Below are 9,578 nucleotides of genomic sequence, written 5' to 3' on the forward strand. Positions count from 1 at the left end.
CCTGGCCTGCAGACCACGGCACTGCGCCGTGGTGGGCCGCGATAACGCGGACGGTCAGCGGCTGCGCAGCCAGTGCGCCACGCGGTCGCCGGCGGTCTGCACAATGGTGACCAGCGCAATCAGCACCGCAATCACAATCAGCATCACCTGCGTATCAAAACGCTGGTAGCCGTAGCGGATCGCCAGGTCGCCCAGGCCACCGGCCCCCACGGCACCCGCCATGGCCGACGAGCTGATCAGCGCCACCAAGGTGATGGTGAAACCGCCGATGATGCCGGGCAAGGCTTCTGGCAGGTAGACATGGCGCACAATGTCCCACTTCTTGCAGCCAATCGCCTGCGCCGCCTCAATGAGGCCGGGATCGACCTCACGCAGGCTGACCTCGGCAATGCGCGCAAAGAACGGCGTGGCACTGATGGCCAGCGGCACAATCGCCGCCCAGACGCCAATCGTGGTGCCGGTGACCAAACGGGTAAACGGAATCAAGGCCACCAGCAGCACGATAAAGGGCGTGGCCCGGAAGCCGTTGACGACGCTGCCAACGGCGCGGTTGGTGCGGGGCGATTCGAGAAAGCCACCAGGCGCCGTCACGATCAACAAGATGGCCAGCGGAATGCCCGCCAGCAGCGCGATACCGGCCGAGGTGGACACCATGATGAAGGTGTCGGCCAGCGCCTTCCAGTAGCGGTCGATGGAAATACTCAGTTCAAACAACATAGCCCAGTACCCTGATTTCATGTGCGATGGTGGCGGGGCCTTGCGTCAGCGCAGCCCAGTCGTTGCGGGCGGCAGCACCATCGATGGCGATGATGAGCTGGCCCTGGGCATGGCCCTGGATGCGGTCCACACCGCCGTGCAGCAGGCGCACCTTGGCGCCCAGTGCCTCGGCAATGCGGGGAAAGTCCGGCTCCAGCCCGTCATGGCCGCTGTAGCCCAGCTGCAGCACCTGCTCAAAGCGGCCGGCTGCGGGGGCCTGCGGCTGCAGGCGCTGCTGCAGGTCATCGGGCACGCCGTGGCGCAGCGGTGCCAGCAAGGCCTGGGTGGCGGCATGGCGCGGGTTGCCAAACACCTGCCAAACCTCGCCCAGCTCGGCAATCTCGCCCTTCTCCAGCACCAGCACCTGGTCGGCAATCTCGCGGATCACGCTCATCTCATGGGTGATCAGGATCACCGTGATGCCCAGGCGTCGATTGATGTCGCGCAGCAGCGCCAGAATGGCCTGCGTGGTTTCCGGGTCCAGTGCCGAGGTGGCCTCGTCGCAAAGCAGGAACTCGGGCCGGGTAGCCAGCGCACGGGCGATGCCCACACGCTGCTTTTGCCCGCCGGAGAGGCGGCTGGGGTAGGTCTTGTGCTTGTCCTGCAGGCCGACCAGGTCGAGCAGCTCGGTCACCCGCTGCTGGATCTGCGCAGCCGGCACACCGGCCACCTTGAGCGGCAGGGCCACGTTCTCGAATACCGTCTTGGCCGACAGCAGGTTGAAGTGCTGAAAAATCATGCCGACGCGGCGGCGCAGTTGCACGAGGCCCGCTTCATCCAAGGTGCCAATATCGACACCATCGACCAGCACCTGGCCGCTGCTGGGCGCTTCCAGGCGGTTGATGGTGCGCAGCAGGCTGGACTTGCCCGCGCCGCTGCGCCCGATGATGCCGAAGATGCTGCCAGCAGCTATGTCCAGCGTAATATTCTGCAGCGCAGGCACCTCACCCGCCGATGATCGGTAGACCTTGCCCAGATCGCGGAATACTACGGTGCCTAAGGGGGCGGCGGCTACCGGCGCCTGGCCGCTTGCGGCGGTTGGTACCGCTGCGCTGGCGCGCGCAGCACGGCCCTCTGCGGCCGGCTCGGCCTCGGCGCGGAACTGCCTGCGCAATACGTTCGATACGGCGGAAAGGGCCATGTGCTTCTCCTGGTGTCCTGCCCTTACCAGGGCAAGGTGTAGAGCTTGGGGTCGTTGTTGAACTGCTGGCTGATCGCCTGCTTGACTGCCGCAGAGTTCTGGAACACCTGGACAAACTTGCGCAGCTTGGGGTCGTCGGCACGGCTGGCTTGCGAAACAAAGCCCATCGCATAGAAGCGGTCGGCAATGCCCGAATAGGCCAGGGCCTTGCTGGCCTGCTCCTTCTTGCCGGCGCTGACAAAGTAGCTCGGCCAGAGCACGGCCAGGTCCACATCGGGCAGCGAGCGGATCAGCTGCGGGCCTTCGACTTCATAAAAGCGCAGCTGCTTGGGGTTGTCGGTGATATCGGCCACCGTGGCGCCAGGTGCATCACCGGTGCGCAGGCGAATGAGGCCTGCCTTTTGCAGCAGCGCCAGGCCCCGGCCCTGGTTGACCGGGTCATTGGCAATCGCGACCTTGGCCTTGGCCGGCACATCGGCCAGCGACTGGTGGCGCTCGGAGTAGATGCCGATGTTCTGCAGCAGGCCCAGGCCGACAAACTTGAGCTGGTAGCCGCGTTCCTTGATGACATTGTTCAAAAAGGCCTGGTGCTGGAAGAAGTTCAGGTCCACATCGCCGTTGTTGACGGCCTCGTTGGGCACCGTCCAGTCGGTGAACTCGACCAGCTCCACATCCAGCCCCTGGCTCTTGGCATCGGCCACCACCGCCTTGATAGCGTCCGCCGTGGCCCCTGGCGTGGAGGCAATGCGGATCTTGTCCGCTGCCTGCGCCAGTTGCCACCCTCCCAGCATGGCCGCTGCTGCAATTGCCGCCACCACGCGTCTGTTGATCTTGTTCGTCATATTCTTCTCGCTTGCTTTTGTAGTTGGATAAGGGGTCGGTCGCCCGCCGCGCTTACTTCTTCAGCCAGGCCAGCGTGTAGAGCCGGTCGTCGTTGCTGAAAGACTTCTTGCTGACCGTTCGCACAGTCTCGGAGTTCTGGTAGATGCGGATGAACTTCTGCACCACCGGGTCGTTGACCCGGTCCTTCTTGACCACGAACTGGATCGCGAACTGCTGGTCCTCGATGCCCGAGTACGCCAGGCCACTCGATGGATCAAAGGCCTTGGCCGCAACGATGAAGTGCGGGTAGCCCTGGGCAATATCCACATCGCCGGTGATGCGCACCAGCTGCGGCCCTTCGACCTCGACAAAGCGCAGCGACTTGGGGTTGCTCGCAATGTCGTTGATCGAGCCCAGGTAGCCCACGCCCGGCTTGAGCGTGATCAGCCCCACCTTTTGCAGCAGCAACAGGCCCCGGCCCTGGTTGACCGGGTCGCTGGCAATGCCCACCTTGCCGTTGTTGGGCACATCGGCTACGTTCTTGTGCTTGAGCGAATACAGGCCCACATTGGCCAGAATGCCGGTGCCCGCGCTGGCCAGCGCATAGCCGTTCTTCTTGACCGCGTTGTCGAGGAAAGGCTGGTGCTGGAAGTAGTTGATATCGATATCGCCGTTGTTGACCGCAACATTCGGCGTGGTCCAGTCGGTGAACTCGATCACCTCCACGTCAATGCCCTGGGCCTTCGCATCCTTGGCCGCCGCATTGATGGAATCGGCATAGGCACCGGGCACAACAGCGATCTTGAGCTTGTCTGCCGCCACAGCCGGCAGCACGGCCACAGCAATGGCAGCGGAGATCAGCACACGCTTGAAACTCTGAAACATGGGACGTCTTTCTGGAGGTAAAGACTGCGCCATCACATGGCGGCAGCAGCAACGAAGCCTCCATTGGAGCTTTCGGGCTGGCTTTGCACCACGAAGAATTTCAAATATGGATATGAGAAGTCTGTGCTGGGGTGTCAGGTACTCAGCCTCGAACGTGTTCTCTCAGAAAACCATAGGGGTCGGAAGAAGTCGAGGATGTTCTTGTTCGGGCGGCGCTCTATGGAAACGCCTTGCGGTGGTTCTAGCGCGGGCTCGCAGGCCTCAGAGTTGGATGTCTGCTGAGGTCTTGGCTGGAGGCTAAAAGGCAGTGCTTTTGGAGCCTGGGTGAGAAGGAGTTTGTCAGGACACACGAGCGATCACTGGCTGAGCGCAGCGCTCAGGTGTCTACACTCAGCGCGCCCCTGGGGCGCACTAGACGCCACTCATTGGCTAGTTGCTGCAGAACTGTATCTCGGATAGTGGAGGGATTGGCCTTGGGTAGTTTGATGAGACAGGGCTTGCCAGCGTTAACACTGGCAAGCCCAAAAAACCCCATATCCTATTGCACCTTCGAATTAAGCAATGCAACATTTTTTTGAAATAAACCAAAATAAATTTATTACGGAATTCGCCCATTCAGCATTAATCCATAAATATCATCATTTCAAAAATTCAAATACAATATTCATCAACAACACGCACACCCAGATAATACCAATCATCTGGAGGCTCTCAGAAAATCAATTCAAAACCACCATTAAGAAGCCTTACGCCATTTACTTTTTATATTAACAATAAAATCACATGCTTTAAAAATACATCTTTAATATTAGAAAAATCTGAATAGCCACAGGAGAAAATATTTAACATCACCCCTTAATTACTTTTAATTGGGGCTATGCCGATTGGATTTTGGCATCCAGCCCGATGCATATCCCCTGAACCTCAGTCATTATTTTAATGGCAGTAAAGTCAAATTCAGATTAGCTAACTTTCTCATATTTCTTCTTTTTTCTAAGTCAACGCAATTTCCCCAACTTGCAAACCACATTGACAAAATTAAAACAACGAGAAAGACGAGACGGCCGGCACATAGAACACCAACGCTGCAGCTATCTTCGTCAATACAACGCCTATCAGATATAGTCCAATTTTTGTAATTACAAAACACACTCCTCAATGTCTACTTCATTAAACAACGTCACTACAACCTCATCACCATTAAATATATAAAGAGCATACACATAAAAAATCAACATTCAGACACAAGAATTCTTCGATAAATTAAACACAAAATAAAAGCCATAAATTCATTTTCCTGGCGTGGAAGAAATCAGATCACCCGCGCAATCAAATACCACTTCAAACTCCCCTCCTGGCACTCTCGGCTCAACTATGAATTTAACATAATAATTATTTCTTTTATATTCAACTTCAAATTTTCCAAATTGAATCAAGTCCTCATCCATCTTATAAAGTTTTTTCATTCTTTCAATGGCTTCCGCATCGCGCATCTTTCTACCACAGCCTCCTTCACACGAAGTGCCAAAGCATGCGGATAGCTGAGGGATTATTAAGATTACCAACAAGATCGTCTTCACATTGGGCATTGTCTTTTTTCTCCAAGTTCTTTTTTACTTGAAGCTATAGAAGCTTTAATTTTCATCTTGCAAAGTGCATCATCGCCGCACTCAGGAAGACTATCTGTGAGACATTTCAGCTCTGCACCATATGCCTCACACTCACCTTTCTCAGGGCTTATTTTATCGATATCAAACGGATTGACAAAGTAACTACAATCCATGGGGCATTTTTTCACATGCGCCTGATGTGTATCTTCATGCACTTTTGCACATTTTCTAGAGATATCTCGCCCATACTTTGCATGATCGTATGATTTAGAAAGACAGCTAATAGATCGTCCTTGACAACACATAACGGTTCCAGTCGCTAATGAAGGCATTTCAAAGTTAAGACCGTCGCTCGAAGTTGGTATTGAATTACAGCAGTCTTGATCTGTCATTTGAGGCTGACAACATGGTTTAGCTTGTAGCCCCTGGGGGTCATAATACATTATCGGATTAGATGATGCATAAGCATAAAAATTACTACCACCCTTTAAGCCAATAGGATCACTCTGTATATAGCGCCCAATTTGCGGCATATAATTCCGTCTGTAATTATAATGAGACCGACTCTCTTCATCCCAATATTGACCAGGAAATCTTAGATTGATATTTATAGAATTATCTAATATCTTCACAGACCCAAACGAATCATAAATTGCAGACCAAGTGATCAATCCATCCCCGTTAACCGAAACTACAGGAAACCCCAAATGGTCATTATGTATATAGTTATAAGCGGTCATCTTTTCACTTAAAGCACCTTTAACAACATCGGCCTGCCAAACTGGATTAGCTCCCCACTCCTCATCACTAACATCAGCCCTACCCCAGCCATAAGCCTTTGTCATCACTCCCTTTGAATCAAACTCAGCCACAAGACCTTGATTATTGTAAGCATAGTAGAAGGTATCAATATCTACACCATTCTTCTTGCTCTTACTTATGCGCCTACCGTACGGATCATAGCCATATATAACATCTAGACGGTCATTTTTATAGCCTATCAACCGCCCTGTAGCATCGTAACTATATAGTATTTTCGCTTCGGAGCTACTTTCAGCAACCAAATTCCCCTGAGGGCTATATGTAGCGCTCACCTCTTGTAAATTTTCATCAAACATATCACGTTTTGGATATGCTACCAACTGATTCCCTGCATAAACCCACCCCCCAGGTTGATGCAAACTAAATATGCGATTACCAGCATTATCATATTTATAAGCTTCGCTTTCAAAACCAAGATTTCGTGCATCGCCATTAGGCTCAACCTCAGTCAGTCGATTATCATCATCGTACGCATATTTAAATATGCCGTTTTGGTCGTCAATCTGCTTTATATTGCCTGTTACATCATATTCATACGACTTATGCGCAATCAGCCGATCCTTTGCAACGATGTTTATATTTTTAAGCCTATACAAACCATCAAATTGGGCTTCTGACCTACTACCAGGAAAAATTATATTAGCAGGTTTCCCGTGGAAATATTTCTCATAATTTATCACTTGCTTATTAGGTAACTTTATTTGAGATAAGTTAGCATCGGTATATTGATACGACTGAACTGAAGAGTCAGGATAGGACACCTCAACAATTCTCCCATCCCTGTCATACTTATATCCGATATTAAAACCAAAAACTTCAGCCTTATTGACCATCCCGTATTTAACAGTTGAATTTATCACTCTCCCCCGCATATCTCGCTCATAGACTACCGAGCTCAATAGCCTATCATCAAAACCCATTTGTTGATATTCAATCACTTGCCCGTCCAGATCATGCCGGTACGCTATGGATTGAATAGTCTTTAACGATGCATCACGGTATACCTCCTTTTGGAGATTATAAAGATTATCGTAATAAAACTCTTTTATATTCCCTCCCCCATCTACTCGTGAAATTAATTTACCATTCTTATTATACGTAAAATGCACTACCACGCCCAATGGAGAAACTGTCTTCACAACCCGCCCATTTCTATCATAAGCATATTTGAATCTATTATCACTCCCATCCAAAAACTCCGTCATTTCATTATCGAAACGATAGCTATACCCACTAAATCCACCAGCAGGAGTATTTACTGAAAGAAGCCTACCCAACGAATCATACGCAAAGAGTGTTACAGCACCAGCAGCATTAATAACGGCGACCCTTTCCCCGGCAGCATTATATTGAACGATCCGAGATCTTTTTTCACCGTCATCAAAGATCTCCGTAGTTTTCACCTTCCGACCTAACTGGTCGTAACTATATACCTCAGAATAGCTTGCATAATTCGTTGAAATTAGTAACCCGGCATTTTCCGTTTCATAGTCTCCATATACATACGACGTTTTTTCACCAGAGATATTATATATATTAGATATTCTACCGAACTCATCATACTCATTAACAATACTCAACCCGCTGGGACTGATTGTTTTTTGCACGCTTCCATATTTATCATACTGTACTTTACGTCCACTTCCACTCAAATCACCAGGCTCACTAATTTCAGTCAACCGCCCTAACTCATCATATTTAATATTGGTTTCGTAACCCATAGCAGTTGTCGATTGAATTCTTCGATTTAAAGAATCATATTTAAATCGCTCAACAATCTCTCCGGCAACAGATATCATCTCCACACTGCCAGATTTGTTATATCTGTAGGTTTTCCTATTATTTTCAGGGTCTATTTTTTCAACCAATGACCCTATAGAGTCGTATATCTGCGTAAAGGTATTGTCTTCGCCATCTTTGAAAATAATTACATTGCCCGCACTGTCGTACTGCCAGCTTTGGGTAATCGCATCTGCCTTGGTGGCATCCCCCGCGCCCTTGGTGCTGCTGGTGAGCTGGCTATGTTGGTCGTAGGTATAGAGGGTGGTGCGCTGCTCAGGCAAGCCTTTGGCCTCCACCCATTCCGTCACATTCCCCTTGCTGTCATAACGCCAGGTACTCACAACCCCCAACTGGTTGGTGTAGCTGCTCTGCCGTCCAAACACGGGCTCATACGTGTACTTCTCCACGCTGCCATCGGGATGGGTGATTTGCAGCGGTTGGTAGTTGCTGTCGTAGGTGGTGGTGGTGCTGTAGCCCCGGGCGTTGGTGTACTTCTGGTGGTAAGCGCCATCCCATTGGTTGGAGGCGGTCTTTTTACCGTTGAAGGTACGGCTGAGTTCATTGCCTTGCAGGTCGTACTGGGTGACAGTGGCATTGCCCCGGCAATCGGTGAAGGTGACTTCAAACACCCTTCGCTCGCGCAGGTAGTTGTTGGCACCCGTTGATGCGCAGCCGCTCTGCCCATCGAACTGGCCTACGCGTCCACCGCCCCAGAGGTTGGCCAGTTTTTGCGTGGTGCCGCTGGTACCTGTGGGGTCGATGGTGACGCCTTTCTTGCCCAGGCTCAGCATGGGCTCGGGCGCGGGGATGCTTTGGATGTACTGGGCGGTGATCTTGAGGCCCAGCGGGTCGGTGCGGCTGGTGATCTGGCCGTTGGCGTCGTACTCGTATTTCCAGGCGTGGCCCATGACGTCCGTAACTTGGGCCAGGCGCTGGCCTGCCCATTGGTAGCTGACGCTGCGCCCGGCCAGGTCTTCTATCTTGGTGATCAGGCCCCCTGCCATGGTGACGGTGTAGATGGTTTTGCCCCCGTGGTCCAGGATGCGGGCGCTGGTGGCGCTGTCGTAGGCGAAGCTGACTTTGACGCCGCTGGCGTTGGCGTAGCTTTGGATGACGCCGTCTTGGCTGTAGTTGATGGTGTTGCCAAAGCGGTCGTACCACTGCCAGCCGGTGTGTTGGCCTGCGGCATCTTTGAGCCGTTTGATGTAAACGGGTGCGTTGCCTTTGCTCTTGGCCATGTACAGATCGCTTTGACCGCTGCGCTCGTAAAGCACTCCCACACGTTCGATAACCTTGGCGTCGCTACCCAGCGGATCGAGCTCAAAGCTGAGTGGCGCCCAGGCAGGGTTGAGCCACCAGCGCCCCTGGCTCCAGGAGCGGGCAATATCCAAGCTGCCGCCCAGCACTTTGACGCTCAGGTCGGTGTTGCTCTCTTGGTACTCGCCGTTGATCCAGTTGATGCGTGGTTCGCCGGCTTTGGCGACCGGGGTGAAGCCCAGCTCGGTGTTGGGGACGAAGGCGCCGATGCCGGAGATGCCTTGGGCGGAGGCAAGGCTGGCCAAGCCTAGGGCAGAGACCAGCAAGCTGGTGCGCAGAATTTGTTTTGTAGTCAAGCCGTTGAGTACTTGTTGGCCCGCAGCTATTGCCGCCGCTGTCGCTGTTCCTCGTGCTGCGAATTTTGTAGAAATCGTCATCTGTCTTTCCCTCATATCCTTTAGTCCAGGCGCTGGGGCTGTGTGCCCCAGCACCTGCGCGTTATT

At 52.4% G+C, this 9,578-nt stretch carries 6 protein-coding genes; all 6 read right to left on the reverse strand.

Annotation, left to right across the window (positions count from 1 at the left end; all coding sequences use genetic code 11):
* Nucleotides 1–54: 54 nt before the first annotated feature.
* Nucleotides 55–717 carry a methionine ABC transporter permease gene (locus WH265_RS08185; RefSeq protein ID WP_021026291.1) on the reverse strand — a complete coding sequence of 221 codons (663 nt, stop codon included), beginning with the start codon at nucleotides 715–717 and terminating at the stop codon, nucleotides 55–57.
* The gene (locus WH265_RS08190) at nucleotides 707–1,897 is read right to left on the reverse strand and encodes a methionine ABC transporter ATP-binding protein (protein WP_339557920.1); all 1,191 of its coding nucleotides are present in this window, start codon (nucleotides 1,895–1,897) and stop codon (nucleotides 707–709) included. Before WH265_RS08190 ends, WH265_RS08185 begins: the two co-directional genes overlap by 11 nt.
* A 23-nt stretch (nucleotides 1,898–1,920) precedes the next feature.
* Nucleotides 1,921–2,739, reverse strand: coding sequence for a MetQ/NlpA family ABC transporter substrate-binding protein (locus WH265_RS08195; RefSeq protein WP_116926130.1), 819 nt, complete (start codon nucleotides 2,737–2,739; stop codon nucleotides 1,921–1,923).
* A gap of 52 nt (nucleotides 2,740–2,791) precedes the next feature.
* Nucleotides 2,792–3,604, reverse strand: a complete 813-nt coding sequence (locus WH265_RS08200; protein ID WP_021026289.1) for a MetQ/NlpA family ABC transporter substrate-binding protein — start codon at nucleotides 3,602–3,604, stop codon at nucleotides 2,792–2,794.
* 1,289 nt (nucleotides 3,605–4,893) lie between these two features.
* Complete coding sequence (locus WH265_RS08205) at nucleotides 4,894–5,097, reverse strand: hypothetical protein (RefSeq protein ID WP_339557921.1); 204 nt, start codon at nucleotides 5,095–5,097, stop codon at nucleotides 4,894–4,896.
* Between the two features lie 83 nt (nucleotides 5,098–5,180).
* Nucleotides 5,181–9,512, reverse strand: coding sequence for an RHS repeat-associated core domain-containing protein (locus tag WH265_RS08210; protein WP_339557922.1), 4,332 nt, complete (start codon nucleotides 9,510–9,512; stop codon nucleotides 5,181–5,183).
* Nucleotides 9,513–9,578 lie beyond the last annotated feature (66 nt).

This window comes from Comamonas sp. MYb396 (assembly GCF_037479555.1).
Taxonomy (GTDB): domain Bacteria; phylum Pseudomonadota; class Gammaproteobacteria; order Burkholderiales; family Burkholderiaceae_C; genus Comamonas.